Here is a 26290-nt window from a genome sequence, read left to right as displayed (position 1 = left end):
TCTCGTCGTATGCCGGGCGCTAGGACCGGTTGCGGGCCGACGTGACCCGGTAGACGTCGTAGACGCCCTCCACGCCCCGTACGGCCTTCAGGACGTGGCCCAGGTGCTTGGGGTCGCCCATCTCGAAGGTGAAGCGGGAGGTGGCCACCCGGTCGCGGGAGGTCTGGACGGCCGCGGAGAGGATGTTGACGTGCTGGTCGGACAGGACGCGGGTGACGTCCGACAGGAGCCGGGACCGGTCCAGGGCCTCGACCTGGATGGCGACCAGGAAGACCGAGGACTGGGTGGGCGCCCACTCGACGTCGAGGATGCGCTCCGGTTCCCGGGACAGTGACTCCACGTTGACGCAGTCGCTGCGGTGAACCGATACACCGCTGCCGCGGGTGACGAATCCGATGATCGGGTCGCCGGGTACGGGCGTACAGCAGCGGGCGAGCTTGACCCAGACGTCGTCGACGCCCTTCACCACCACACCGGGGTCCTGGCTGCTGCGCCGCTTGCTGCGGCGGCCGCGGGACGGCGGGACCGCCTCGTCGATCTCCTCGGTGGCCGCCTCCTCGCCGCCGAGCGCCTGCACCAGTTTCTGCACGACGTTCTGCGCGGCCACGTGGCCCTCGCCGATCGCCGCGTAGAGCGAGGAGATGTCCGGGTAGCGCATCTCGTGGGCGAGCGTGACCAGCGAGTCACCGGTGAGGATGCGCTGGATCGGCAGGTTCTGCTTGCGCATCGCGCGGACGATGGCGTCCTTGCCCTGCTCGATCGCCTCGTCCCGGCGCTCCTTGGAGAACCAGGCGCGGATCTTGTTGCGGGCACGCGGTGACTTGACGAAGCCCAGCCAGTCGCGGGAGGGGCCCGCGCCGGGTGCCTTGGAGGTGAAGACCTCGACGAGGTCGCCGTTGTCCAGGGTGGATTCGAGCGGCACCAGGCGGCCGTTGACCCGCGCGCCTATGGTGCGGTGGCCGACCTCGGTGTGCACGGCGTACGCGAAGTCGACCGGGGTGGCCCCGGCCGGCAGCGCTATGACGTCGCCCTTGGGGGTGAAGACGAAGACCTCGTTGCGGGACAGGTCGAAGCGCAGGGACTCCAGGAACTCGCTGGGGTCCTCGGTCTCCTTCTGCCAGTCCAGCAACTGCCGCAGCCACGCCATGTCGTTGAGGTGGTCGTCCTTGCCCTTGCCGGACGACTTCGGCACGTCGGTACGGACCTTGGAGGCGCCGGCGACGGCCTCCTGCTTGTACTTCCAGTGCGCGGCGATGCCGTACTCGGCGCGGCGGTGCATGTCGAAGGTGCGGATCTGGAGTTCGACGGGCTTGCCGTTGGGGCCGATGACCGTGGTGTGCAGCGACTGGTACATGTTGAACTTGGGCATCGCGATGTAGTCCTTGAACCGGCCGGGGACCGGGTTCCATCGCGCGTGCACCGTGCCGAGGGCGGCGTAACAGTCCCTGACCGTGTCCACCAGGACGCGGATGCCGACCAGGTCGTAGATCTCCGCGAAGTCGCGACCGCGGACGATCATCTTCTGATAGACGCTGTAGTAGTGCTTGGGGCGGCCGGTGACGGTCGCCTTGATGCGGGCGGCACGCAGGTCGGCCTGGACCTCGTCGGTCACTATGGCCAGGTACTCGTCACGCTTCGGCGCCCGCTCGGCCACCAGCCGGACGATCTCGTCGTACATCTTGGGGTAGAGGATCGCGAACGCGAGGTCCTCCAGCTCCCACTTGATGGTGTTCATGCCCAGGCGGTGGGCGAGCGGCGCGTAGATCTCCAGGGTCTCGCGCGCCTTCTTCTCCTGCTTCTCGCGCTTGAGATAGCGCATGGTGCGCATGTTGTGCAGGCGGTCGGCGAGCTTGATGACCAGGACGCGCGGGTCCTTGGCCATGGCGACGACCATCTTGCGCACGGTCTCGGCCTGCGCGGCCTCGCCGAACTTGACCTTGTCCAGCTTGGTCACACCGTCGACGAGCAGCGCGACGACGTCACCGAAGTCGCGGCGCAGGTCCTCCAGGCCGTACTCGGTGTCCTCGACGGTGTCGTGCAGCAGGCCGGCCATCAGGGTCGCCGGGTCCATGCCCAGCTCGGCGAGGATCGTGGTCACCGCGAGCGGGTGGGTGATGTACGGGTCGCCGCTCTTGCGCTTCTGGCCGCGGTGCCAGCGTTCGGCGACCTGGTAGGCGCGCTCGATCTGGCGCAGCGTGGCGTTCTCGATCTTGGGGTCGTTGCTGCGGACTATGCGCAGCAACGGCTCCAGGACCGGGTTGTACGGGTTGGCGCGCTGCACGCCGAGACGGGCGAGGCGGGCACGGACGCGGTTGGAGGAGCCGGTGCGCGCGGGCTGGCCGCTGTTGGGGCGGCTCGTGGGGCGCTCGGCCGGGGCCGGTTTGGGGCGCGAGGTCTCGGCCGACTTCTCGGCGGGCGCGGACTGGGCGTGCTCGACCGGCCCACGGGTGTCGTTCTTCGTCTGCGACACGTTCGGCGCGGGCTTGGCCGCGGGCGCCGAGGCAGGCTCGGGCTTGGCGGCGGTCAGTGGCTGGGCCTCGTCTGGCAAGAGGGCTCCTCGTGCGCGATCCGGGTCCCCCGGTCAGGCTCCGGAGTGCCCATGGTAGCGATCCTGGGCCATGTCATCGCCTGCAGGCCGAACCGAGAACCGTATACGGAAGTAACACGGGAGGCTGCCGAGGGATTCCACCGGGGTGTCCTGGGGGTTGCGAGGGCCCCGGGCAAACGCGAACGGCCGCCCCCGAAGGACGGCCGTTCGATCAGTTGTACGACGCTCAGACCTGGAGGAGAGCCTCCAGCGGCGCTCCGTCCAGGGCCGGCTCCAGGCGGGCACGGCCGCCCAGGAAGCCCAGCTCCATCAGGACCGCGACGCCCGCCACCTCGGCGCCGGCACGGTGGATCAGCCGGATCGAGGCCTCGGCGGTGCCGCCGGTGGCGAGCACGTCGTCGACGATCAGGATCCGGTCGTTCCCGCCGAGGTCCTCGGCGTGCACCTCGATCTCGGCCGAGCCGTACTCCAGGTCGTAGGCCTGGCTCAGGGTCGCCCCGGGGAGCTTGCCCGCCTTGCGGACCGGGATGAAGCCGAGGCCGGCCCGGACGGCGACCGGGGCGCCCAGGATGAAGCCCCGGGCCTCCAGGCCGACGACCTTGGTGGCACCGGTGCGCCCGGCGATCTCCGCGAGGGTGTCGGTCAGCGCGGTGAACGCGGCCGGGTCCGCCAGGAGCGGGGTGATGTCCTTGAACATCACGCCCGGCTCCGGGTAGTCCGCGACGTCCCGGATACGGCTGAGCAGCAGCTCCCTGATGTCCGTCATCGGCGCTTCCCCGAAGGACGCCCGCGGCCGCCCCGGTTGCGGGGGGAGGCGGGCTGGTTGCGCGGGCCGACGACGGCCGGAGAGGCGTCCTCGGGTCCCTCCGGGCCACCGACCCGGGCCTCGGCCATCTCCTCCTCGGCGGCGGCCTGGGCGCGCTTGGCGAGGACGCGCTTCTTCAGGGCCTTCATCTGCGGCTCGGCCTCCTTGAGGTCGGCGACGAGCGGCGTGGCGATGAAGATCGACGAGTAGGCACCGGCGGCGAGACCGACGAACAGCGACAGCGAGATGTCGTTGAGCGTGCCCGCGCCGAGGAAGCCACCACCGATGAACAGCAGGCCCGCGACCGGCAGCAGCGCGACCACCGTGGTGTTGATCGAACGGACCAGGGTGCCGTTGATCGAGTGGTTGGCGATGTCGCTGTAGGTGAAGCGGGTCTGCTTGGTGATGTCCTTCGTCTGCTCCTTGAGGCTGTCGAAGACGACGACCGTGTCGTAGAGCGAGTAACCGAGGATCGTCAGCAGACCGATGACCGTGCCGGGCGTCACCTCGAAGCCGACCAGGGCGTAGATACCGGTCGTGATGGTGATGTCGTGGATCAGCGCGACCAGGGCCGCGAGCGCCATCCGCCACTCGAAGGCGATCGCCAGGTAGATCACCACGAGGACCATGAAGATGCCGAGGCCTTCCCAGGCCTTGTTGGCGATCTCGTCACCCCAGCTCGGGCCGACCAGGTCGGAGTTGATGGACTCCGGGTCCACCTTCATGTCCTTGGCCAGCTCGGCCTTGGTCGCGTCCGACTTCGCGGTGTCCATGCCGGCGATCTGGATGCGCAGACCGCCCGTGCCGAGCTTCTGCACGACCGCCTCGTGGCCGGAGGCCTGCGACGCGTAGGTCTCCGCCTGGGCCACCGAGACACTGGTCTTGGAGGTGGTGAAGACGGCGCCGCCCTGGAAGTCGATGCCCATGTTCAGGCCGCGCACCGCCAGGCCGACGATGGCCGTGATGGTGATCAGGATGGAGATGCCGTACCAGATCTTGCGCTTGCCGATGAAGTCGTAGCTGATCTCGCCGCGGTGGAGCCGGGCGCCGAGGTTGCCGAGTTTCGACATCGCTCACGCTTCCTTCGGGTCGGCAGGGCCGGCGACGGGACCGGCGGGACGGCGGGTGCGGCGCAGCGGCGCCTTGGCGCCCAGGCCCTTCGGGTCGAGCCCGGACCACTTGTGGCCGCTGGCGAAGAACTTACGCCGGGCGAGGAGCGTCATCAGCGGTTTGGTGAAGAAGAAGACGACGACCACGTCGAGCACGGTGGTCAGACCGAGGGTGAACGCGAAGCCCTGGACCTTGCCGACGGTCACGATGAACAGCACGGCGGCGGCCAGGAACGACACGAAGTCGGAGACCAGGATGGTGCGCCGGGCGCGCGGCCAGGCCCGCTCGACGGCGGGACGCAGCGTGCGGCCCTCGCGGATCTCGTCCCGGATGCGTTCGAAGAACACGATGAACGAGTCCGCTGTGATGCCGATCGCGACGATCGCACCGCAGACGGCCGGCAGGTTCAGCGCGAAGTGGATCGTGGGGCCGAGGAGCGCCATGATCGTGTAGGTGAGGATCGCGGACACCAGCAGCGAGGGGATCGCGACGAGCGACAGACCGCGGTAGAAGGCCACCAGGTAGATGATGACCAGGGCGAGGCCGATGGCACCGGCCAGCAGACCGGCGTGCAGCTGCTGGCCGCCGAGCGCGGCGGTGACGGTGGTGACGCTCTCCGTCCTGAAGGACAGCGGGAGCGCGCCGTACGACAGCACGTTGGAGAGGCTCTGGGCCTCTTCCTGGGTGAAGCTGCCGGAGATCTCCGCCTGGCCGCCGGTGATGGACTGGCTCACGGTCGGGCTGGAGACGACTTCGCCGTCGAGGACGATGCCGAACTCGTTCTGCGGCGGCTGGGCGTTCTTCGCGAGTTCGCCGGTGACGTCCGCGAACTTCTTGGCTCCGCCGGAGGTGAAGGTCATCTGGACCTGCCAGCCGGAGGCGCCCTGCGTGTCGAAGACGGCCTGGGCCTTCTTGACGTCGGTGCCGTCGACGCGGGCCGGGCCGAGCACGTACTTGTACCAGGCGCCGTTGACCTGGCCGCAGGCCACCGTGGTGTCGGTGGGCTTGGCGGCCTTGCCGGCGGTGGCGCGCTGGGCGGCCTTGGAGCAGTCCAGCGCGGTGTACTCGGCCTCCAGCTTCGAGGCCGCGGCGGAGGCGCTCGCGTCGGCCGAGGAGGAGGCGGAGGGGCTCGCCGACGGGGAGGCGGACGCCGAGGACGACGGCGTGGAGTCGGCCTTCAGGGCGTCGGTGACCGCACGGCCCTGCGAGGTGGCCGAGGACGACGGCGAGGCGGAGGAGGACCCGGTCGCCTTCTGGGACCCCGAGGCGCTGCTCGACGGGCTCGCGGTCGTGCTCGGGGAGGCGCCGGCGCTGCCGCTGGACGACGCGCTCGGGGAGGCGCTCGACGCGGCGCCCGCGCTGGCCTCCTGGGCCAGGACCGGGCGGAAGTACAGCTTCGCGGTGGTGCCGACCTGCTGACGGGCCTCTGCGGAGTTCGTGCCCTTGGGGATGTTGACGATGATGTTGCTGGTGCCCTGGGTCTGAACCTCCGTTTCGGACACGCCCAGACCGTTGACACGGCGGTTCATGATGGCGACCGCGGTGTCCATGTTGGTCTTGTTGATCGCGTTGGGCTGGCCCGGCTCGTTCTTCGCCTGAAGCGTGATGCTCGTACCACCGGCCAGGTCGATACCGAGACGCGGAGTGGTGTTTCCGGAGAGGAACATCCCTCCGGTGAGCGCCACGATGGCGATCAGGATCAAGGCCAGCGAGCGCCCTGGCTTGCTCTGGGCGCTCGCGCTCCGGCCCCTCTTAGGTGCTGCCACCTTCTCGTACTCCCTCTCGGGCCGCCGCGCGCCTGGTCGGTGCGGTCGGCCATGACATGGTGTCGGGATCCCGTCCGGGAAACAGACGCGCCCGGGGTGCGGCCGACGCGGGTGATGGGCGCCGTGCTCCCCGGGACACGGCTACTTCGCGTCGGAGTCGCCGTCGGTCTTCTTCGGCTCTTCGTCGGCCTTCGCCTCGGTGGGCTCCGCCTCCTCGGCCTTGTCCTCGACCGTGTCTTCGGCCTTCTCGTCGGCCTTCTCGTCGGCCACGTCCTTCTTTCCGAAGTCGACGGTCTTGTCGCCGGAGGCGGCGGCGGTGCCGGCGGGCTCGTCGTCGGTCTCGGTGAGGGAGGAGGCGTCGTCCGGGACGATGTCGGTGTCGGACTTCAGGTCGTGCTCGATACCGTGCACGATGCGGTTGTACTCGTCGTCGGTGAGCACGGCGCCGATCGCGTTCTTCGCGAAGAGGAGGTCGATGCCCGGGCCGGCGTCGAGGAGGACCGTGTCCTCGTTGACTTCCTTGACCGTCGCGTACATGCCCCCGATGGTGCGGACGCCACTGCCGGGCTGCATCTCGTTCCGCATCTGCTTGGCCTGCTGCTGACGCTTCCTGTTGGAACGCGTCATCAGGAACATGGCCGCGATAAGAACGATGAAGAAAAGAAGAGGCAAGGTATTCACGAGACGGAATTTCCTTCGCGCAGCCGCGGCAGTGAGCGGCCTGGATGATGGGGGTGTGGTCGGCGCCGCCCGCAAAGGCAGCATCGGCGGAGTCTAAGCGAGTCCGCGCGCATGGAACAACGCTCAGCATGGCACCTGGGTTCCTGCGCCCGCCAATGCCCCGCCGTCACGAAGAGATCACGTCTGCCCACGGGCCCCGCGGGGCGGGCGGCCGAATACCGGGGCCGGGGGTAAGGGAGAGACGGGACACATCCCGCCGCAGACACGCAGACCGGGCACGGCACGTCCGACGCCGGACGCCGAGAGCGGACACATCAGGTCCGACGCCGGCCAGGAAGCCCCCGGCACGCGCATCCGGTGGCGGGTGTGACGGCCGGGCCCGGCGCGTCCGGTGGCCGGTGTGACGGCGGCGCCGACGGGGCCGTCCGCGGTGGGATCCGGGCGTTCGCCCGGTGTCAGGCGCCGAACAGGTCCTGCTGGCCCGATCCCGTCCCCCGGGGGGCCGTCAGGCCCAGGTGCGCCCAGGCTGCGGGGGTGGCGACACGGCCGCGTGGAGTGCGGGCGAGCAGGCCCTCGCGGACCAGGAAGGGCTCGGCGACCTCCTCGACCGTCTCGCGCTCCTCCCCCACCGCGACGGCCAGCGTCGACAGACCGACCGGGCCGCCGCCGAAGAGCTTGAGCAGGGCCTCCAGGACCGCGCGGTCGAGCCGGTCGAGGCCACGCTCGTCGACTTCGTAGACGGCCAGTGCCGCCTGCGCGATCTCGCGGGTGATCAGTCCGTCCGCCTTGACCTGCGCATAGTCGCGGACGCGGCGCAGCAGCCGGTTGGCGATCCGGGGCGTGCCGCGCGAGCGGCCGGCGATCTCGGCGGCGCCGGCCGGGTCGATCTCGACGTCCAGCAGGTTCGCCGAGCGGTGCACCACCCGCTCCAGCTCCCGCGGCTCGTAGAACTCCATGTGCGCGGTGAAGCCGAAGCGGTCGCGCAGCGGCGGCGGCAGCAGGCCGGCCCGCGTGGTCGCGCCGACCAGGGTGAACGGGGGGAGTTCGAGGGGGATGGCGGTGGCGCCGGGGCCCTTGCCGACGATCACGTCGACCCGGAAGTCCTCCATCGCCATGTACAGCATCTCCTCGGCGGGCCGGGACATGCGGTGGATCTCGTCGAGGAAGAGCACCTCGCCCTCCTGGAGGGAGGAGAGGATCGCGGCCAGGTCGCCGGCGTGCTGGATGGCAGGGCCCGAGGTGATGCGGATCGGGGCGCCCATCTCCGCCGCGATGATCATCGAGAGGGTGGTCTTGCCCAGGCCGGGGGCGCCGGAGAGCAGCACGTGGTCGGCGGTGGCGCCCCGCGCGCGGGCAGCCCGCAGGACCAGGTCCAGCTGCTCGCGGACCTTCTCCTGGCCGATGAACTCGCCGAGGTCCTTGGGGCGCAGGGCGGCCTCGACGGCCTGGTCCTCACGGTCGGCGACAGCACCCACCAGCCGCTCCGCGTCGGCGCCGGTGTCGGTCGTGTCGTCCCAGTTCATAAGTGATGTGCCTCAGCGGTGGTGGGGTCAGCGGGCGCGGTTGAGGGTCTGCAGGGCCGCCTTGAGCAGCTGGCCGACCTGGGGGGTGCCTCCGGCGGCCTCGGCCTGCGGGGCGACGGCGGTGACGGCCTCCTCGGCCTCCCTGGTCGCGTAGCCGAGGCCGATCAGCGCGGCGTGCAGCTGGTCGCGCCAGCCCTGGCTGACCGGCGCGCCGATCGCGGGGGCGCCGAGGGGTTCGCCGAGCCGGTCCTTCAGCTCCAGGAGCAGCTTCTGGGCGCCCTTCTTGCCGATGCCGGGGACGGCGATGAGGGACTTCTCGTCGCCGGTGGCGACGGCCCGGCGCAGTGCGTCGGGACTGTGCACGGCCAGCATGGCCTGGGCGAGCCGGGGTCCGACCCCGCTCGCCGTCTGCAGCAGCTCGAAGGTCTGGCGCTCGTCGTCGTCGGCGAAGCCGTACAGGGTGAGCGAGTCCTCCCGGACTACGAGGGAGGTGGCGAGCTTGGTCTGCTGGCCCATCCGCAGCCCGGACAGGGTGTTGGGCGTGCACTGGACCGCGATGCCGATCCCGCCCACCTCGACGACCGCGGAGTCCGGGGCGAGGGCGGCGACCGGGCCGCTCACGAAGGCGATCATGCCGTACGGCCTTTCGTTGCGTTGGCTGCGTGCAGGGCGACGGCCTGCTGGAGCCGGTTCTGGGCGGGGGCCCGCCAGATGTGGCAGATGGCGAGCGCGAGGGCGTCGGCGGCGTCGGCCGGCCTGGGCGGCGCGTCCAGCCGCAGCAGCCGGGTGACCATGGCGCCGACCTGGGCCTTGTCGGCGCGCCCCGAGCCGGTGACAGCGGCCTTGACCTCGCTGGGGGTGTGCAGGGCGACCGGGATGCCCCGGCGGGCGGCGCACAGCATGGCGACGGCGCTGGCCTGGGCGGTGCCCATCACGGTCCGGACGTTGTGCTGGCTGAACACCCGCTCCACGGCGACGAATTCGGGCCGGTGCTCGTCCAGCCACCGCTCGATGCCCTGCTCGATGGCGACCAGGCGATGGCCGAGTTCGGCGTCCGCGGGCGTGCGGACGACTCCGACACCGACCATGGTCAACGGCCGCCCGGCGACGCCTTCGACGACCCCGACACCGCATCGGGTCAGTCCCGGGTCCACCCCGAGTACACGCACCGCGCCCCCTCCCGTCGTCCTCCCCGGCTACCGCTGGGCGGTACCCCCAGTTTGTGCAGGCTATCCGGTGCCACCGACAACAGCGGCGGGCCGGTGGGATGTGTCCCTCCGGCCCGCCGAAATCGCTCGGCCCGCGGCGGCGTTACGCGTCGACCTTCTCCATGACCTCGTCGCTGACGTCGAAGTTGGCGAAGACGTTCTGCACGTCGTCGCTGTCCTCCAGCGCGTCGATCAGCCTGAAGATCTTCCGCGCGCCCTCCTCGTCCAGCTCGACCTGCATGGTCGGGACGAAGTTGGCCTCGGCGGAGTCGTAGTCGATGCCGGCGTCCTGAAGGGCGGTGCGGACCGCGACCATGTCGGTGGCCTCGCTGAGCACCTCGAAGGACTCGCCGAGGTCGTTGACCTCCTCGGCGCCCGCGTCGAGCACCGCGCCCAGCACGTCGTCCTCCGTCAACTCGCCCTTGGGGACGATCACGACGCCCTTGCGGTTGAAGAGGTACGACACCGAGCCCGGGTCGGCCATGGAGCCGCCGTTGCGGGTCATGGCGACGCGGACGTCGGAGGCCGCGCGGTTGCGGTTGTCGGTGAGGCACTCGATGAGCACCGCGACGCCGTTCGGGCCGTAGCCCTCGTACATGATCGTCTCGTAGTCGGCGCCACCGGCTTCGAGACCCCCGCCGCGCTTGACCGCGGAGTCGATGTTCTTGTTCGGGACCGACTGCTTCTTCGCCTTCTGGATGGCGTCGTAAAGCGTCGGGTTGCCCTCGATGTCGACGCCGCCCATCCGCGCGGCGACCTCGATGTTCTTGATCAGCTTCGCGAAGAGCTTGCCGCGCTTGGCGTCGATCACGGCCTTCTTGTGCTTCGTCGTGGCCCATTTAGAGTGGCCGGACATCTGCCTGTCTCCTTCGCGTAACCCATCTCTGCAACGAACGCCAGAGATCCTACTAGGACTCCGTCGCCCGGTTCGCGTGCACCATGTCGACGAACAGGGAGTGCACACGGTGGTCGCCGGTCAGTTCCGGGTGGAACGACGTGGCGAGCGCGTTGCCCTGGCGGACCGCGACGATGTGGCCGTCGTGCTCGGCGAGCACCTCGGCCGCGGCACCGACCGACTCGACCCAGGGCGCGCGGATGAACACGCCCTCTACAGGATCGCCCGCGACGCCCTTGACGTCGACCGCCGCCTCGAACGACTCGTTCTGCCGTCCGAAGGCGTTGCGGCGCACGATCATGTCGATGCCGCCGATCGTCTCCTGGCCCGAGCGCGGGTCGAGGATCTTGTCGGCGAGCATGATCATGCCCGCGCAGGTGCCGTAGACGGGCATTCCGGCCCGCACGCGCGCGCGGAGGGGCTCCATCACGCCGAACAGGACGGCCAGTTTGGAGATGGTGGTGGACTCGCCGCCCGGGATGACCAGGCCGTCCACCTCGGCGAGTTCCTCGGCGCGCCGGACCGGCCTGGCCAGGGCGTCGGCCGCGGCCAGGGCGACGAGGTGCTCCCGTACGTCGCCCTGGAGCGCGAGTACGCCGACCACGGGAGTGGTCATCACCAGCCCCGGTTCGCGTAGCGCTCGGTCTCGGGGAGGGTGTCGCAGTTGATGCCGACCATGGCCTCGCCGAGGTTGCGGGACGCGTCGGCGATGATCTTCGGGTCGTCGTAGAAGGTGGTCGCCTTGACGATGGCGGCGGCACGCTTGGCCGGGTCGCCGGACTTGAAGATGCCGGAGCCGACGAAGACGCCCTCGGCGCCGAGCTGGCGCATCAGGGCCGCGTCGGCCGGGGTGGCGACACCGCCGGCGGAGAACAGCACGACCGGCAGCTTGCCGAGCTCGGCGACCTCCCTGACCAGCTCGTAGGGGGCGCGCAGCTCCTTGGCGGCGGCGTACAGCTCGTTGTTGTCGCAGCCGCGCAGCTTGGCGATCTCGCCCTTGATCTGGCGCAGGTGGCGGACGGCCTCGACGACGTTGCCGGTGCCGGCCTCGCCCTTGGAGCGGATCATGGCCGCGCCCTCGGCGATCCGGCGCAGCGCCTCGCCGAGGTTGGTGGCACCGCAGACGAAGGGGGTGGTGAAGGCCCACTTGTCGGAGTGGTTGACCTCGTCGGCCGGGGTGAGGACCTCGGACTCGTCGATGTAGTCGACGCCGAGCGACTGGAGGACCTGGGCCTCGACGAAGTGGCCGATCCGGGACTTGGCCATGACCGGGATGGAGACGGCTTCGATGATGCCCTCGATCATGTCCGGGTCGGACATCCGGGCCACGCCGCCGTCCTTGCGGATGTCGGCCGGGACCCGCTCCAGGGCCATGACGGCGACGGCGCCCGCGTCCTCGGCGATCTTCGCCTGCTCCGGCGTGACGACGTCCATGATCACGCCGCCCTTGAGCTGTTCGGCCATGCCGCGCTTCACGCGGGCGGTGCCGGTCTCGGGGGCCTGGTTCTCAAAGGTGGACACGGGTGACCTCACTGGGTGAAAGAGGGTTTCTGCAAACACCGAGGAAACGCGAGTGGACCAGTCCACAGCAAGGGCCAATGGCAAGCCGGTGGATCCTTTTGGCCTGCCGGGACCGGCCCGCCGCAGCTCAGGCGGCTGCTCCGGTGCCGCGGTCCACCAGCGCGGCGGGCGGCTCGTCGTCCATTTCGAAGGCCATCGGGAAGGGGGCGTGGCCGGCCAGCCGGAACCAGCGGACCTTGCGGTGCTCGCGCAGCCGGCGGGCCGCGCCGACGGCGTCGTTGTGGAACCGGCGGGCCATCGGCACCCGGCGCACGGCCTCGGCCAGCTCGCTCGTGGCGGCCTCGCCACCGGGAGCCGCGCGGACCTCCTCGACCTGCTGCGGATGCTCGAAGACCGCGCGCAGGGCCTGGCTCAGGTCGCTCTCGGCGACCTCCCGCTGGTCCTCCTCGGCCTGCCGGGCGGCGTGCGCGGCCTCGTACAGCACGATCGACGCGGCGGGGTCCAGCACCCCGGAGGTCGCCAGCTCCTGGGCGACGGAGGCGCGCCGCAGCAGCTGGGCGTCGAGGGCGGCGCGGGCGGCGTCGATGCGCGCGTGCAGCCGGTCGAGCCGCCCCGCGGTCCAGCTCAGATAGAGGCCGGTCACGACGAGGGCGGCGAGGATCCAGAGCGTCCAGATGAGGGTTGCGGTCACGGGCGCACACGCTAGCGGCCCATCGGCACACCCGGGGAGTCGGTCCCGCGCCGCCCCGAACCGCGTCCGCCGACCTCAGCCCACCCCACCCCTCGGAACCCCCCACGGACCCCAGTCCCGAAAGCTCAGCCCCGCACGCCACCGAAACCACCCCGCGGGCCCCAGCCCCGCACCCCTCGGAACTGCCCCGCGGACCCCAGCCCCGCACCACACGGAAACCGCCCCGCGGACCTCAGTCCCGCGCCAGTCCGAACCGTGCCCGCAGGCCCGGTCGTTCGTCGGCCGCCACCGCGGCCGCGCCCGCGGTCACCGTCTCGTAGACGGACAGGATGTCCGCGCCCACGGTCGACCAGTCGAAGCGGCGCACGTGCACGCTGCCGCGTGCGCTCAGCGCGGCCCGGCGCTCCGGGTCCGCCAGGAGACGTACCGCCGCCTGAGCCAGTTCGTCCGCGTCCTCGTTGGCGAAGAGTTCGCCCGCCGCCCCCTGGTCCAGGACCTGGGCGAAGGCGTCGAGGTCGGAGGCGAGGACGGGTGCCCCGGCGGAGAGTGCTTCGACCAGGATTATCCCGAAGCTCTCGCCGCCCGTGTTGGGCGCGATGTACAGGTCGAGGCTGCGCAGGAAGCGGGCCTTGTCCTCGTCGCTGACCATGCCGAGGAACTCGACGCGGGAGCGCAGCTCGGCCGGCAGGGACTCGACGGCGGCCTCCTCGTCGCCGCGGCCGGCCACCAGAAGGCGCGTCTGCGGGCGGGCGGCGAGGATCTTGGGCAGGGCCTTCATCAGCACCGGCAGGCCCTTGCGGGGCTCGTCGATCCGGCCGATGAAGCCGATGGTGTCGCCCTGCCACTCGGGGCGCGGCTCGGCGTTGGCGAAGAAGTCGACGTCGACGCCGTTGGGGATGACCACCGCGTCCCCGCCGAGGTGCTCGACCAGCGTGCGGCGGGCGTACTCGCTGACCGCGATCCGGGCGCTGATCTTCTCCAGGGCGGCCTGCAGGATCGAGTAGGCGGCGATCATCGCGCGGGAGCGCGGGTTGGAGGTGTGGAAGGTCGCGACCATCGGGCCCCGCGCCGCCCAGCAGGTCAGCAGGCCGAGGGAGGGCGAGGTCGGCTCGTGGATGTGGACCACGTCGAAGGCGCCGTCGTGCAGCCAGCGGCGCACCCGCGCGGCGGACAGGAAGCCGAAGTTGAGGCGGGCCACCGAGCCGTTGTACGGCACCGGGACCGCGCGGCCCGCCGAGACGACGTACGGCGGCAGCGGGGTGTCGTCGTCGGCCGGGGCGAGGACGGAGACGTCGTGGCCGAGGCGGATGAAGTACTCGGCGAGGTCGCGGATGTGGAACTGGACGCCACCCGGCACGTCCCAGGAGTACGGGCAGACGATGCCGATCCTCACGACGGTCCCTTCGCGGGGTCGAGGTCGGCGAGCCACAGCCGCTGGAGCATGTGCCAGTCCTCCGGATGGTCGGCGATCCCGGTGGCGAAGGCATCGGCCAGCGCCTGTGTCATGACAGACGTCTTCGACTCCCGGTCACCTGACTCGGGGACGTCGATCGGCGCGTGCACCCGGCCCTTCATGACGGGAGTGTCGTCGTACCAGAGGGTCACCGGGAGCAGGTACGCGCCGGTCTGCTGGGCCAGCAGGGCCGGTCCGGCCGGCATCCGGGCCTTGTCGCCGAAGAAGTCCACCTCGACGCCGGAGGCGGACAGGTCACGGTCGGCGACCAGGCAGATCAGGCCGCCGTCGCGGAGCCTGCGGGCCAGGGCGCCGAAGGCGGAGCCGCCGCTGTGCGGCAGGACCTCCATGCCGAGGCTCTCGCGGTAGGCGACGAAACGGTCGTAGAGCGTCTCCGGATTGAGGCGCTCGGCGACCGTGGTGAACGGGGTCTTCAGCTCGGTGGTGACCCAGGCGCCGGCGAGGTCCCAGTTGGCCAGGTGAGGCAGCGCGATGATCACGCCCCGGTCGGAGGCGAGGCCGTCGGTGAGGTGGTGGACGTCCTTGGGCAGGAAACCGGTCCGGATCCGGTCCTCGCTCCAGGCCGGCAGCCGGAAGGACTCCATCCAGTAGCGCAGGTACGACCGCATGCCCGCGCGCGACAGCTCGCGCAGCCGCTCCGGGCTCGCGTCGGGCAGCACGCGCGCGTAGTTGGACTCCAGGCGCTCGACGCCCTTGCCGCGTTGCCGCCAGGCGAGGTCCGCGACGGTCCGGCCGAGGCGCACGGCGACCGGCTCGGGGAGTCTCTTGACGGTGCTCCAGCCGAGCCCGTACAGACCGTCGGTGAGCCGGTCGGCGGCGGTCACTGCCCGGCCTCGCTCCCGTGGGAGGCCGTCTCCCGCTCGGCCGCGGCCTCCGCCTCGGCGGACTCCCGGCGGACCGTGACGACCCGCTGGACGAGGGTGACCAGGCTGCCCACGGCGACGACCCACAGGGCGATCGGGAGCAGGATCTGGATGCCCGGCACACCGAACTTGTGGAGACCGGCCAGACCGGCCGCCACCAGGGAGATCACCAGGCGCTCGGCGCGCTCGACCAGACCGTTGACGGCCACCGGCAGCCCGATCGACTCGCCGCGCGCCTTGGTGTACGACACCACCTGCCCGCTCGCCAGGCAGAAGATGGAGACGGCGCACAGGACGTTGTTGTCGCCGTTGCCCGCGTACCAGAGGGCGAAGCCGCCGAAGATGGCGCCGTCGGCAACCCGGTCCAGGGTGGAGTCCAGGAAGGCGCCCCAGCGGCTGGTGCGGCCCAGCTGGCGGGCCATGTTCCCGTCGACCAGGTCCGAGAACACGAACAGTGTGATCACGATCGTGCCCCAGAAGAACTCGCCCCGGGGGAAGAAGACCAGCGCGCCCGCGACCACTCCGGCCGTGCCGAGGAGCGTGACCGTGTCCGGGCTCACACCCCGGCGGATGAGAAACGCGGCGAACGGTGTGAGGACACGCGTGAAAAATGCACGCGCGTACTTGTTCAGCATGGCCTTCCCGACGGTCGTTGCGCCGTGCGGCCCCTGCTGGCCACCCCGGCTGGCCCATCGTAGCCACGCGCGCGTGTGTGCGACGGGTGGGCACTCACAGAGGGCACCGGTGACGGCGCGCGGAGGGCCTCGCGGGCACGATCACGTCCTTCGTATGGACGCACCGTGACGGGAGTGGAAAGCTCGAATAACCGCGGGCGTCATCGGAGCCGCCACCGCACGCGGCCCGCCATGCTCGCCCGCGCCCACACAGACCTCACCGTGCACGGGAGGCATAGCCATGGGCGACAAGGTCAAGGAACACCCCGGAGCCGCCGGCAGGGCTACAGCGGCCGACCACCCCGCGTCCGTACGGAATGTGGTGCTGGTCGGCCACTCCGGATCGGGCAAGACGACGTTGGTGGAGGCTCTCGCGCTGACCGCGGGAGCGGTGAACCGGGCGGGCCGGGTGGAGGACGGCGGCACGGTCTCGGACTACGACGACATCGAGCACCGGCAGCAGCGCTCCGTACAGCTGTCACTGGTACCGGTCGACTGGAACGGAATCAAGATCAATATCCTGGACACCCCGGGATATGCCGACTTCGTCGGTGAACTGAGGGCCGGTCTGCGCGCGGCGGACGCGGCCCTTTTCGTCGTCTCGGCCTCGGACGGGGTGGACGGCTCCACCCGGATGGTGTGGGAGGAGTGCGCGGCCGTCGGGATGCCGCGGGCGATCGTCATCACGCACCTGGAGGCCGCCCGCGCGGACTTCGAGGAGATGACCCGGGTGTGCGCCGAGGCGTTCGGTGCCGACGACCCCGACGCCGTACTCCCGCTCTACCTGCCGCTGCACGGCCCGCAGGGACCGGACGGTCACGCGCCCGTGACCGGGCTGGTCGGGCTGCTCACGCAGAAGCTGTTCGACTACTCCTCCGGGGAGCGCAAGGAGTCCGAGCCCGGGCCCGACCAGCTGCCGGACATCGACGAGGCCCGCAACCGGCTGATCGAGGGGATCATCTCGGAGAGCGAGGACGAGACGCTCATGGACCGCTATCTGGGCGGCGAGCAGATCGACCTCAAGACGCTGATCGAGGATCTGGAGCGGGCCGTGGCACGCGGGGCGTTCTTCCCCGTGCTGGCCGCCGCCCCGGCCACCGACGGTGCCCGCCAGGGGCTCGGCACGGTGGAACTGCTGGAGCTGGTCACCGGCGGGTTCCCGACCCCGTTCGAGCACCCCACGCCGGGGGTCACCACCATCGACGGCGAGCCGCGTGACATCAAACCGTGCGACACGGGCGGTCCGCTGGTCGCCGAGGTGGTGAAGACCGCCTCCGACCCGTACGTCGGCCGGGTCTCGCTGGTCCGGGTCTTCTCCGGCACCCTGCGCCCCGACGAGACGGTCCATGTCTCCGGGCACGGCCTCGCCGACCGCGGCCACGAGGACCATGACGTCGACGAGAAGATCGGCGCCCTGTCCACGCCGTTCGGCAAGCAGCAGCGCCCGGTCACCCACGTCATCGCCGGTGACCTCGCGTGTGTGGCGAAGCTCGGCCGCGCGGAGACCGGGGACACCCTCTCCGGCAAGGACGACCCGCTGCTCATGGAGCCGTGGGAGATGCCCGACCCGCTGCTGCCGCTGGCCATCCAGGCACACAGCAAGGCGGACGAGGACAAGCTCTCGCAGGGCCTGTCCCGCCTGGTCGCCGAGGACCCGACCATGCGGCTCGAACAGAACCAGAACACCCACCAGGTCGTCCTGTGGTGCCTCGGCGAGGCGCACGCGGACGTCGCCCTGGAGCGGCTGCGCAGCCGGTACGGGGTCCAGGTCGACGTCGTACCGCACCGGGTGTCCCTGCGCGAGACCTTCGCCGGCCGGTCCGCCGGGCGCGGCCGGCACGTCAAGCAGTCCGGTGGGCACGGCCAGTTCGCGATCTGCGAGATCGAGGTGGAACCGCTGCCCGGCGGCTCCGGCGTCGAGTTCGTCGACAAGGTGGTCGGCGGCGCCGTGCCCCGGCAGTTCATCCCCTCCGTCGAGAAGGGCATCAGGGCCCAGGCCGCCAGGGGAGTCGCGGCCGGCTACCCGCTGGTCGACGTGCGGGTCACCCTCCTCGACGGCAAGGCGCACTCGGTGGACTCCTCCGACGCCGCCTTCCAGACGGCGGGCGCGCTGGCGCTGCGGGAGGCGGCCGCGGATGCCCGGATCCATCTCCTTGAGCCGGTGGCCGAGGTGTCCGTGCTGGTCGGCGACGACTACGTGGGCGCGGTGATGAGCGACCTGTCCGGGCGGCGCGGCCGGGTGCTGGGCACCGAGCAGACCAGTGGCGGGCGCACGCTGATCAAGGCCGAGGTGCCCGAGTTCGAGATCGGCCGGTACGCGGTCGACCTGCGCTCGCTGTCGCACGGCACGGCGCGTTTCAGCCGCTCGTACGCCCGTCACGAGCCGATGCCACCGCAGATCGCCGAGAAAATCCGCGAACAGGCCAAGGAAGCCTCGTAGTCGGCCTCATAGTCGGGATGGTCGGCAAGTCGCCGCAGTCGGCGACAAGGGTGTTCGGCGGACGGCTTCGGCCGTCCGCCGACGCTTGCCGGTGGCCGGGGATACCCTGAGTACTTGATCAACAGGTGTGCGGAGTACGGAAGTCGGGAAGGCCGCAGAAGCGGGACGGCGGCAAGTGGGGGCGGGAATGAGCTTCGAGGACTTCTTCGGGCCACAGGTGCCCAGGCCGGGCGGCGAGGCACAGGCCCCGACCTATGCCCTGGCCTCGGCGGCCTACCGGGACACGCCGATGCAGGAGATCAAGAAGGCCGACAACGAGTGGCACCAGTCCACGGTCAACGAGGGCCGCAAGTGGGCGAAGATCTTCCGGCCCAACTTCGGTGAGGCGTACTCCCAGGCGGTCATCGACCGCATGCTGGGCGTCGGCCGCAAACCACTCATCCAGTCCTTCGGCAGCGAACCCCAGGTGGTCGTCGAGCACTGCCTGGCGGCCAACCGCATCCGCAAGGAGCGCGACCAGCGCCTGACCGCCATCATGCTCCTGTGCGGCGTGCTGTTCCTGCCCGGCCTGGTGGTCTGGCTGCTGGTCTTCCAGCTCCGCACGACCATGCTGAAGGCCGGCGACAAGCGGGTCTCCGGGCTCGGCAGCGCCCTGCTGGCCGCCGTCGGCGTGCTCGCGGTGATCTTCCTGATCCGGATGCCGCTCACCGGCTTCTGGGGCTGGTACGCGCGCGGCTGCATCGTGCTCCCCGTCGTCGGCTGGTATCTGGCCAAGCGGCTCTGCGAGAGCACCGCGAAGGACCTGCGCGCGGCCTGGGACGGTCTGCTCTCCGGCGGCAGCGTCGGCGCGAAGGTCCCCGAGGCGGTGCCGACCAGCCCCGACCAGGCCGCCGCCGAGCAGCTGCGCCAGTCACTGGCCCGGCTCAGCGCCGAGCAGCAGTCCAACTCGGTCTTCTACGCCGGCACCAAGGGCATACTCGGCATGGGAACCCGCTGGGGTTCCTGGGTGCTCGCGGAGGAACTGGTCCCCCTCGACCCGGTCAAGGGCGTCCACGAGTTCCGGGCCTGGACGGTCGTCCGGGAGATCGAGAAGGAGCTGAGCGTGCTGCACCGGCAGCACCTGAAGACCGGCGGCTTCCCCGAACCCCAGGTCAGGCACTGGATCGTCACCCACGTCGGAGCGGGGGCCAAGGAGGTGTCCAGGCCCGAGGGCACCGACTACAAGGTGGGGCCCAGGGACGTCGAGGACATCTGCAACAGCAACCACTTCGACAAGGGCGACCGCCACTACCTGGGCGTGCAGTGGCCGTACCTGTGGAACGGCGACCTGATCATCACGATGATGGCGACCGTGACCGTGCTGAAGGAGACCCTCCGAATCGAGGTCACCGGACACGCCCTGGGCCCGGTCAACGGCCTGTTCAACGGCAAGCCCGAGGCCCCCACCAAGACGGTCGCCAAGACCGTGCGGTTCTGGGAGACCCGGACCGTCAAGCTGCCGCTGGTCACCCCCGACGAGGTGGTCCGCCTCGGCGCCCGCGCCACCATCAGCTGGTACCCGCCGCTGCTGAAGTGGCTCGGCGGTTCCATAGGCCTGCCCGAGCCGTTCGGTCTGCGGCACGCCTGGGCCGACCAGCCCTGGGACCACCGCTTCATGGCCGACGACGCGTTGCGCGCCGCCACGCCCATACTCCGGGCCGTGCACCGGGCCGCGCTCAGCGTCCTCAAGGAACACGACGTCGACATCGACAAGTTCAACTCGCGGGCGGGGAACCTCAGCGGAGCGGTCCAGGACGCGTCACCGAAGAAGGCGGACAAGTACGACGCGTGACCCCTCCCCTCTCCGGGGAACCGTCTACGGGGAGGGGAGCCCGTCAGGCCTGCGCGGTCGGCCAGGCCTCGGCCAGCATCTTGCGGGTGTCCGCCAGCAGCTGGGGCAGCACCCGGGTGTGGCCCACCACCGGCATGAAGTTCGTGTCGCCGCCCCAGCGGGGGACGATGTGCTGGTGCAGGTGGGCCGCGATGCCCGCGCCGGCCACCGTGCCCTGGTTCATGCCGATGTTGAAGCCGTGCGCGCCCGAGGCCGTGCGCAGCGCGGTCATCGCCTGCTTGGTCAGCTCGGCCAGCTCGGCCGTCTCCGGGCCGGTCAGGTCCGTGTAGTCGGCGACATGACGGTACGGGACCGTCATCAGATGGCCGCCGTTGTACGGGTAGAGGTTGAGCACCGCGTAGACGTGCTCGCCGCGCCGGACGACCAGCCCGTCCTCGTCGGATTTGGCCGGAATCGAGCAGAAGGGACAGCCGTCGTCGGCTCCCGGGCCGCTCGGCTTGTTCTCGCCCTGGATGTAGGCCATCCGGTGGGGCGTCCACAGGCGCTGGAACGCGTCCTGCGTCCCCACTCCGATCTGCTGCTCCGGCTCACTCGTCATGCTAGGCAGCATATTGCTTCGCCCGTTCGCGGCGTGTCGCCGGGGCCAGCGGAAACCGCCGGACGGCGAAGCTGGGCGGATGGACGACGACAGCCGACTGAACCGCTGGGTTCGGAGGACCGACCTGACGCTGGGCATCGCGTCGCTGGTCTTCCTCGGCTCGTACGCGGTGCATGTGCTGGCGCCCGGGATGCCGGAGGCCGCGCACGCCTTGTTCCTGTCGCTGATGTACACGGCTTGGGCGATGTTCACCGTCGACTACGCGGTGCGCTGGCGGCTCAGCGGCGAGGGACCGGGGTTCGTACGGCGGCACTGGCTGGACACGGTCGTCCTGGTGCTGCCACTGCTGCGGCCGGTGCAGGTCGTGCGGACCTACGAGTCGATCCAGCGCCGGCGCGGGGAACCCCGGCTCCCGTTGCACGCGCGCGTGGCGGCCTACTCGGCATTGTCGATCTCACTGCTGGGCTTCTCCGGCGCCCTCGCCGTCTACCAGGCCGAACGCTCGGCCGCGAACGCCAACATCCGCACCTTCGGCGACTCCCTCTGGTGGACCTGCTCGACCCTCTCCACGGTCGGTTACGGCGATTACGTCCCCGTGACCACCCTGGGGCGGTTCATCGCCGCGGGGCTCATGGCCTGCGGTCTGGCACTGCTGGGCACGGTCACCGGGTCGTTCTCGTCCTGGATGCTGCAGCGGTTCTCACTGAACGAGGACGAGAGAAGGCCCCCGGAGCACTGATCTCCGAGGGCCCCTGACGGAGGCGGATCAGACTTGGGTCCGCTCCTCGACCACCCGTGCGATCTTGGCGATGGCCTCCTCGAACGGGATGCCGTTCTCCTGCGAGCCGTCACGGTAGCGGAAGGAGACCGAGCCGGCCGTCATGTCCTCGTCGCCCGCGATGACCATGAAGGGCACCTTCTGCTTCTGGGCGTTGCGGATCTTCTTCTGCATCCGGTCCGACGACGCGTCGACCTCGACCCGCAGGCCCTTCTTCTTCGCCTCGGCCGCGAACTTCTGCAGGTACTCGACATGTCCGTCGCCGATCGGGATGCCGACCGCCTGGACCGGCGCCAGCCACGCCGGGAAGGCACCCGCGTAGTGCTCCAGGAGCACCGCGAAGAACCGCTCGATGGAGCCGAACAGGGCGCGGTGGATCATCACCGGGCGCTGCTTGGAGCCGTCGGCGGCGGTGTACTCCAGGTCGAACCTCTCGGGCAGGTTGAAGTCGAGCTGGACGGTCGACATCTGCCAGGTGCGGCCGATGGCGTCCTTGGTCTGCACGGAGATCTTCGGGCCGTAGAAGGCGGCACCGCCCGGGTCGGGGACGAGCGGGAGGCCCTGCTTCTCGGCGACCGCGCGGAGCGTCTCCGTGGCCTCCTCCCAGACCTCGTCGGAGCCGACGAACTTCTCCGGGTCCTTGGTCGACAGCTCCAGGTAGAAGTCGGTGAGGCCGTAGTCGCGCAGCAGGTTCAGGACGAAGGTGAGCGTCTTGTCGAGCTCCTCCGCCATCTGCTCCTTGGTGCAGTAGATGTGCGCGTCGTCCTGGGTGAAGCCGCGGGCCCGGGTGAGGCCGTGCACGACACCCGACTTCTCGTAGCGGTACACGGTCCCGAACTCGAAGAGCCGCAGCGGCAGTTCACGGTAGGAGCGGCCGCGCGCGTCGAAGATCAGGTTGTGCATCGGGCAGTTCATGGGCTTGAGGTAGTAGTCCACGCCCTCGTCGAGCTGCATGGGCGGGTACATGCCGTCGGCGTACCAGTCCAGGTGCCCGGACGTCTCGAAGAGCTTCCCCTTCGTGGCGTGCGGGGTGTAGACGAACTCGTAGCCCTCCTCCTCGTGCCGGCGGCGCGAGTAGTCCTCCATCACCCGGCGGACGATGCCGCCCTTGGGGTGGAAGACGGCGAGACCGGAGCCGATCTGCTCCGGGATGGAGAACAGGTCCAGCTCGTTGCCCAGCTTGCGGTGGTCGCGCTTCTCGGCCTCGGCGAGGAAGTCGAGGTACTCCTTCAGCTCGTCCTTGGACGGCCAGGCAGTGCCGTAGATGCGCTGGAGCATCGGGTTCTTCTCGCTGCCGCGCCAGTAGGCGGCCGCGTTGCGCATCAGCTTGAACGCCGGGATGAGGCGGGTGGACGGCAGGTGGGGGCCGCGGCAGAGGTCCTTCCAGCACAGCTCGCCGGTCTTGGCGTCCAGGTTGTCGTAGATCGTCAGCTCACCGGCGCCGACCTCGACGTCCGCGCCGTCGTCGCTGGACGCCGACCCCTTGAGGCCGATCAGCTCCAGCTTGTACGGCTCGTTCGCCAGCTCCTCGCGGGCGGCCTCGTCGGTCACCACGCGGCGGGAGAACTTCTGCCCGCGCTTCTGGATCTCCTGCATCTTCTTCTCGATGGCCTTGAGGTCATCGGGGTGGAAGGGCTTCTCGACGTCGAAGTCGTAGTAGAAGCCGTCCTTGACCGGCGGGCCGATACCCAGCTTGGCCTCGGGGAAGAGCTCCTGCACGGCCTGCGCCATGACGTGCGCGGTGGAGTGGCGCAGGATGCCCAGACCGTCCTCGGAGGCGATCTCGACACCCTCCACGGTCTCGCCGTCCTTCACCTCGTACGCGAGGTCCTTGAGCTCACCGCCCACACGCGCGGCGATGATCGAGCGCTCGCCGGCGAAGAGCTCGGCGGCCGTAGTCCCCGTCGTCACCACGCGCTCTTCCCGCTCGGAATCGCGTTGGATGATCACACGGACGTCTGACACCGGTCTCTCCTGCCTGAAGGTGAATGCGGCGCTATACCAGGAGCGCGCGCAATACCGGATCGTACCGACCCGGCCCCACCGACCGCTAAACGGTCACCCACAGTCCGCGGTCAGTCGCAGTCGTCCCCACTGCACGCCTCCTCGAAGAAGTCGAGGTTCTCCTGGAGCGACTTCACCAGACGGTCCCGCTCGGCCTCGTCCACCTGCACCGGTACGACCCCGGAGGCGCCGGACAGCCGCCGGAACCCGCCCCGGCTCTCCAGCCGCCCGTGCACCCGCACCGGGAGCCCGACCAGGTGGGCCTGTCCGGCGATCCGGTAGTCCTCCTCGTCGAGGGTGACCCGGACGTACGGCACCTCGGCGCCGGCGATGACCCGCAGCCGTACCGCGCCCTCGCCGCGCGGCTCCGAGCGGCGCATCCGGACCACGGTGCCGGTGATCCGGACCGGTACGGAGGGTTCGTCGCGCAGGAAGCGGGCGCCGGCCTCGCGCAGCACGGGCAGGTCGCCCGGCGAGAACTCGACGGGCTCGACGGTGGACGCGCAGTCGTCGGGGACTCCGGCGCCCGGTGCCCACTCCACGGAGATCCGGGCGCCCTCGGTGCCGCGCACCAGCGTGACCAGGGCGTCGGTGAGTTCGCGGCTCACACCCGCCTCGACGGCTCCGTCGAAGGCGTCCATGCCGCCGGTGGCCCGCTGGTAGTCGATGGCCTCGCGGGCGGCGTACAGGGCCTGGTGGAGGCGGACGGCGAGGGGCCGCCCGGTGCCGACGGGCACGAAGGCGGTCAGGGCGCGGCCGCCCTCCGCCGAGCCCACGAGGACGGACTCCAGCAGCGCGGCGGCCGCACGCTTGTGCCGGGCGCCGTAGTAACCGGCACGCGCGCGCGTGGCCAGCGCGCCGGCCAGCAGGGTCCCCCGGGCCGCGGTGCGCAGCTGCTCCTCGACCGTCCAGGGCGTGACGTCCGCGGGCCCGCTCGGCACATCCCGCCACCAGCGGATCTCGTCGCTGGGCACCGCGAGCCCGACCAGCACCTCACGCGCGGCGGGCGTACCGCTGCGCACGAGAGCCGTGAGCGCCTCCCCGAGCAGATCGTCACTGTCCGGGAAGGCGCGGCTCTCTGGTACGAGCAGGCTGGTGCCGGTGTTGCCCGGCCCGGGTGGGGTCCAGCGGCCGTAACGCCCCGGGGCTCCCCCGCGCCGCTGCCAGCCGTGTCGGCGCAGCAGGGCGCCGAGCACCGCGGGGTCGACCTCGGTGGGCTCGGGAGGATGGTTCCAGTGGGGGTCCACCGGATGCGGCCGGACTTCCCTCAGCTGCTCCTCGTACGGACGGTGCCTCATGGTCGTCCTCCCGTCCCGACCCGCGTCATGATCTCGCAGAGCGCCCGGTCGTCGAAGATGCGCGAGGTCGGAATCCGCACGGTGGTCCGGTTCCGGCCGGTGATCGGGTGCCCTGCCAGGTTGACCCAGTAGCAGCAGTGGCGCAGATCGAGCCGGTCGTGGCTGGCGCGCAGCCAGTCGTCCTGGGAGCGCGGAACCAGCATCACCACGAGGATCTTGTGCACCGACACCGGTGTGCGGGCGAGCTTGCGCAGGTGGTCGTTGTCCAGCGTGAAGGAGAAGAAACGTCCCGGCGGGTTGGGTGCGATCTGGTACGTGCACTTGAGCTGCACCTTGATGGTCACCTCGTCGTCGACGGTGTGCCCGGGCGAGCCGTGGCTGACGTGCCAGTCGATGCCGTTGTCCGGGAACGGCTGCGAGAGCGAGCAGCCGGCCGCCGCGGCGACGGCGTGCAGATAACCCACCTGCAGAGTCTCCATGCAGGCGGTGGTGGCGAGTGTGCCGCGATGGGGGCCCGTGCGTTCGGGCAGCAGCCCGCCCCGCTCGGGCTGCGCTATCGCCATGACCAATAGCCTTCCCAGCCAAAGAGTTTCCCCGTGGCGGGCCGCTGAACTGCAAAGACCCGCACTCCTGTTGTGTCCTTCCGGCGTACGCCGCAAACGGCCCGGGTATCACCAAACAGGCAGAAGACGGAACGTCAGCTGCCGTGGGTGAACGAGGAGTTGTATTGGCATGACGTGCTGGTACGAGGGGCCCTTGGCGGCCTTCGACACGGAGACCACGGGCGTGGACGTGGAGACCGACCGCATCGTGTCCGCCGCGGTCGTCGTCCAGGACGCCCCGGGCACCCGACCCCGGGTGACCCGCTGGCTGGTGAACCCGGGCATGCCGGTGCCGGAAGCGGCGACGGCGGTGCACGGGCTGACGGACGAACACCTGCAGCGCAACGGCCGTTGGCCGGCGCCGGTGATGTACGAGATAGCCGAGGAACTGGCCGAGCACGCGGCGATGCACCGCCCGCTGGTGGTGATGAACGCGCCGTTCGATCTGACGCTCCTGGACCGCGAGTTGCGGCGGCACCGGGCGTCCGCACTGGACCGCTGGTTCGAGGCGAGCCCCCTGCTCGTCCTCGATCCGCGGGTCCTGGACAAGCATCTGGACCGCTACCGCAAGGGCCGTCGCACCCTGACCGACCTCTGCGCGCACTACGAGGTCACCCTGGAGGGCGCGCACGACGCGGCCGCCGACGCACTGGCCTCGCTGGATCTGATACGAGCGCTGGGCCGCCGGTTCGCGGCCCGGCTGGAGCGCCTGAGCCCCGCCGAGCTGCACACGTTGCAGACGACGTGGCACGCGGCGCAGGCACGCGGGCTTCAGGCGTGGTTCGCGCGCAGCGGCACACCGGAGACGGTGAACACGTACTGGCCGCTACGGCCGGAACTGCCGACGGCAGCGTGAGGGGCGGGGGGGCGGGCCCCCCCCCCCCCCCCCCCACACCCCCGCCCCGGGGGAAGGCAGTACAGGGGGAAATATGGGCGGGGGCCCCGGTGAGCCCCCAGCCGCTGGAGTCGCGGGGGCCCCC

At 70.6% G+C, this 26290-nt stretch carries 23 protein-coding genes; 4 read left to right on the top strand and 19 right to left on the bottom strand.

The features are described from left to right. Nucleotides 1-19: 19 nt before the first annotated feature. From ACWGJB_RS05210 to pgsA, 15 genes are all read right to left on the bottom strand, one after another. A complete protein-coding gene (locus ACWGJB_RS05210) occupies nt 20-2548 on the bottom strand; it encodes a RelA/SpoT family protein (RefSeq protein WP_453378885.1) in 2529 nt (842 codons plus the stop codon). Between the two features lie 226 nt (nt 2549-2774). After that, a complete protein-coding gene (locus ACWGJB_RS05205; RefSeq protein WP_453378884.1) occupies nt 2775-3314 on the bottom strand; it encodes an adenine phosphoribosyltransferase in 540 nt (179 codons plus the stop codon). After that, nucleotides 3311-4423: a protein translocase subunit SecF gene (secF, locus tag ACWGJB_RS05200; RefSeq protein WP_453378883.1), complete on the bottom strand. Its 1113-nt coding sequence runs from the start codon at nt 4421-4423 to the stop codon at nt 3311-3313. The genes ACWGJB_RS05205 and secF overlap by 4 nt, the downstream gene beginning before the upstream one ends. A gap of 3 nt (nt 4424-4426) precedes the next feature. Next, nucleotides 4427-6229, bottom strand: coding sequence for a protein translocase subunit SecD (gene secD, locus ACWGJB_RS05195; RefSeq protein WP_453378882.1), 1803 nt, complete (start codon nt 6227-6229; stop codon nt 4427-4429). A gap of 141 nt (nt 6230-6370) precedes the next feature. Then, nucleotides 6371-6910 carry a preprotein translocase subunit YajC gene (gene yajC, locus ACWGJB_RS05190; RefSeq protein WP_453378881.1) on the bottom strand — a complete coding sequence of 180 codons (540 nt, stop codon included), beginning with the start codon at nt 6908-6910 and terminating at the stop codon, nt 6371-6373. Nucleotides 6911-7365: 455 nt separating this feature from the next. Then, the gene (gene ruvB / locus ACWGJB_RS05185; protein WP_453378880.1) at nt 7366-8433 is read right to left on the bottom strand and encodes a Holliday junction branch migration DNA helicase RuvB; all 1068 of its coding nucleotides are present in this window, start codon (nt 8431-8433) and stop codon (nt 7366-7368) included. A 27-nt stretch (nt 8434-8460) separates the two neighbouring features. Then, nucleotides 8461-9066 (bottom strand): Holliday junction branch migration protein RuvA, encoded by a 606-nt coding sequence (gene ruvA, locus ACWGJB_RS05180; RefSeq protein WP_453378879.1) that lies wholly within the window; start codon nt 9064-9066, stop codon nt 8461-8463. Beyond that, on the bottom strand, nt 9063-9602 hold the full coding sequence (gene ruvC / locus ACWGJB_RS05175) for a crossover junction endodeoxyribonuclease RuvC (RefSeq protein WP_453378878.1): 540 nt from the start codon (nt 9600-9602) through the stop codon (nt 9063-9065). The genes ruvA and ruvC overlap by 4 nt, the downstream gene beginning before the upstream one ends. Before the next feature lie 142 nt (nt 9603-9744). Further along, nucleotides 9745-10497, bottom strand: a complete 753-nt coding sequence (locus ACWGJB_RS05170) for a YebC/PmpR family DNA-binding transcriptional regulator (RefSeq protein WP_351707251.1) — start codon at nt 10495-10497, stop codon at nt 9745-9747. A 52-nt stretch (nt 10498-10549) separates the two neighbouring features. Continuing rightward, nucleotides 10550-11152, bottom strand: a complete 603-nt coding sequence (pdxT, locus tag ACWGJB_RS05165; RefSeq protein WP_360490346.1) for a pyridoxal 5'-phosphate synthase glutaminase subunit PdxT — start codon at nt 11150-11152, stop codon at nt 10550-10552. Next, the gene (gene pdxS, locus ACWGJB_RS05160; protein WP_453378877.1) at nt 11152-12057 is read right to left on the bottom strand and encodes a pyridoxal 5'-phosphate synthase lyase subunit PdxS; all 906 of its coding nucleotides are present in this window, start codon (nt 12055-12057) and stop codon (nt 11152-11154) included. Before pdxS ends, pdxT begins: the two co-directional genes overlap by 1 nt. Before the next feature lie 127 nt (nt 12058-12184). Then, the gene (locus tag ACWGJB_RS05155) at nt 12185-12748 is read right to left on the bottom strand and encodes a hypothetical protein (RefSeq protein WP_453378876.1); all 564 of its coding nucleotides are present in this window, start codon (nt 12746-12748) and stop codon (nt 12185-12187) included. A gap of 232 nt (nt 12749-12980) precedes the next feature. Beyond that, complete coding sequence (locus tag ACWGJB_RS05150; protein ID WP_453378875.1) at nt 12981-14141, bottom strand: glycosyltransferase family 4 protein; 1161 nt, start codon at nt 14139-14141, stop codon at nt 12981-12983. Beyond that, complete coding sequence (locus tag ACWGJB_RS05145; RefSeq protein ID WP_453378874.1) at nt 14138-15046, bottom strand: phosphatidylinositol mannoside acyltransferase; 909 nt, start codon at nt 15044-15046, stop codon at nt 14138-14140. The genes ACWGJB_RS05150 and ACWGJB_RS05145 overlap by 4 nt, the downstream gene beginning before the upstream one ends. Continuing rightward, entirely contained in the window at nt 15043-15720 is a 678-nt protein-coding gene (gene pgsA, locus ACWGJB_RS05140) for a phosphatidylinositol phosphate synthase (RefSeq protein ID WP_453378873.1), read from the bottom strand. Before pgsA ends, ACWGJB_RS05145 begins: the two co-directional genes overlap by 4 nt. A gap of 280 nt (nt 15721-16000) precedes the next feature. Between pgsA and ACWGJB_RS05135 the strand changes: the two genes are divergently transcribed. Then, complete coding sequence (locus ACWGJB_RS05135) at nt 16001-18199, top strand: elongation factor G-like protein EF-G2 (protein ID WP_453378872.1); 2199 nt, start codon at nt 16001-16003, stop codon at nt 18197-18199. Nucleotides 18200-18386: 187 nt separating this feature from the next. Further along, nucleotides 18387-20030, top strand: coding sequence for a hypothetical protein (locus ACWGJB_RS05130; protein ID WP_453378871.1), 1644 nt, complete (start codon nt 18387-18389; stop codon nt 20028-20030). Nucleotides 20031-20073: 43 nt separating this feature from the next. Here the strand turns inward: ACWGJB_RS05130 and ACWGJB_RS05125 are convergent, their stop codons facing one another. Further along, the gene (locus tag ACWGJB_RS05125) at nt 20074-20640 is read right to left on the bottom strand and encodes an HIT family protein (RefSeq protein WP_453378870.1); all 567 of its coding nucleotides are present in this window, start codon (nt 20638-20640) and stop codon (nt 20074-20076) included. A 67-nt stretch (nt 20641-20707) separates the two neighbouring features. Between ACWGJB_RS05125 and ACWGJB_RS05120 the strand changes: the two genes are divergently transcribed. After that, a complete protein-coding gene (locus tag ACWGJB_RS05120; protein WP_453378869.1) occupies nt 20708-21367 on the top strand; it encodes a potassium channel family protein in 660 nt (219 codons plus the stop codon). Between the two features lie 27 nt (nt 21368-21394). On the opposite strand, the gene thrS is transcribed toward ACWGJB_RS05120, so the two are convergent. The 3 genes from thrS to ACWGJB_RS05105 form a co-directional block, all read right to left on the bottom strand. Next, nucleotides 21395-23371 (bottom strand): threonine--tRNA ligase, encoded by a 1977-nt coding sequence (thrS, locus tag ACWGJB_RS05115; protein ID WP_453378868.1) that lies wholly within the window; start codon nt 23369-23371, stop codon nt 21395-21397. Between the two features lie 110 nt (nt 23372-23481). After that, entirely contained in the window at nt 23482-24708 is a 1227-nt protein-coding gene (locus ACWGJB_RS05110) for a hypothetical protein (RefSeq protein ID WP_453378867.1), read from the bottom strand. After that, entirely contained in the window at nt 24705-25271 is a 567-nt protein-coding gene (locus ACWGJB_RS05105) for a DUF4365 domain-containing protein (RefSeq protein ID WP_089103211.1), read from the bottom strand. The genes ACWGJB_RS05110 and ACWGJB_RS05105 overlap by 4 nt, the downstream gene beginning before the upstream one ends. A 169-nt stretch (nt 25272-25440) precedes the next feature. Between ACWGJB_RS05105 and ACWGJB_RS05100 the strand changes: the two genes are divergently transcribed. Continuing rightward, the gene (locus ACWGJB_RS05100) at nt 25441-26166 is read left to right on the top strand and encodes a 3'-5' exonuclease (RefSeq protein WP_360490322.1); all 726 of its coding nucleotides are present in this window, start codon (nt 25441-25443) and stop codon (nt 26164-26166) included. Nucleotides 26167-26290: the final 124 nt, after the last annotated feature.

The sequence above is a fragment of the Streptomyces sp. NPDC054813 genome (genome assembly GCF_053611365.1).
The sequence above is the reverse complement of the archived record's forward strand: the minus strand, read 5'-3'. Positions and strand labels throughout refer to the sequence as shown.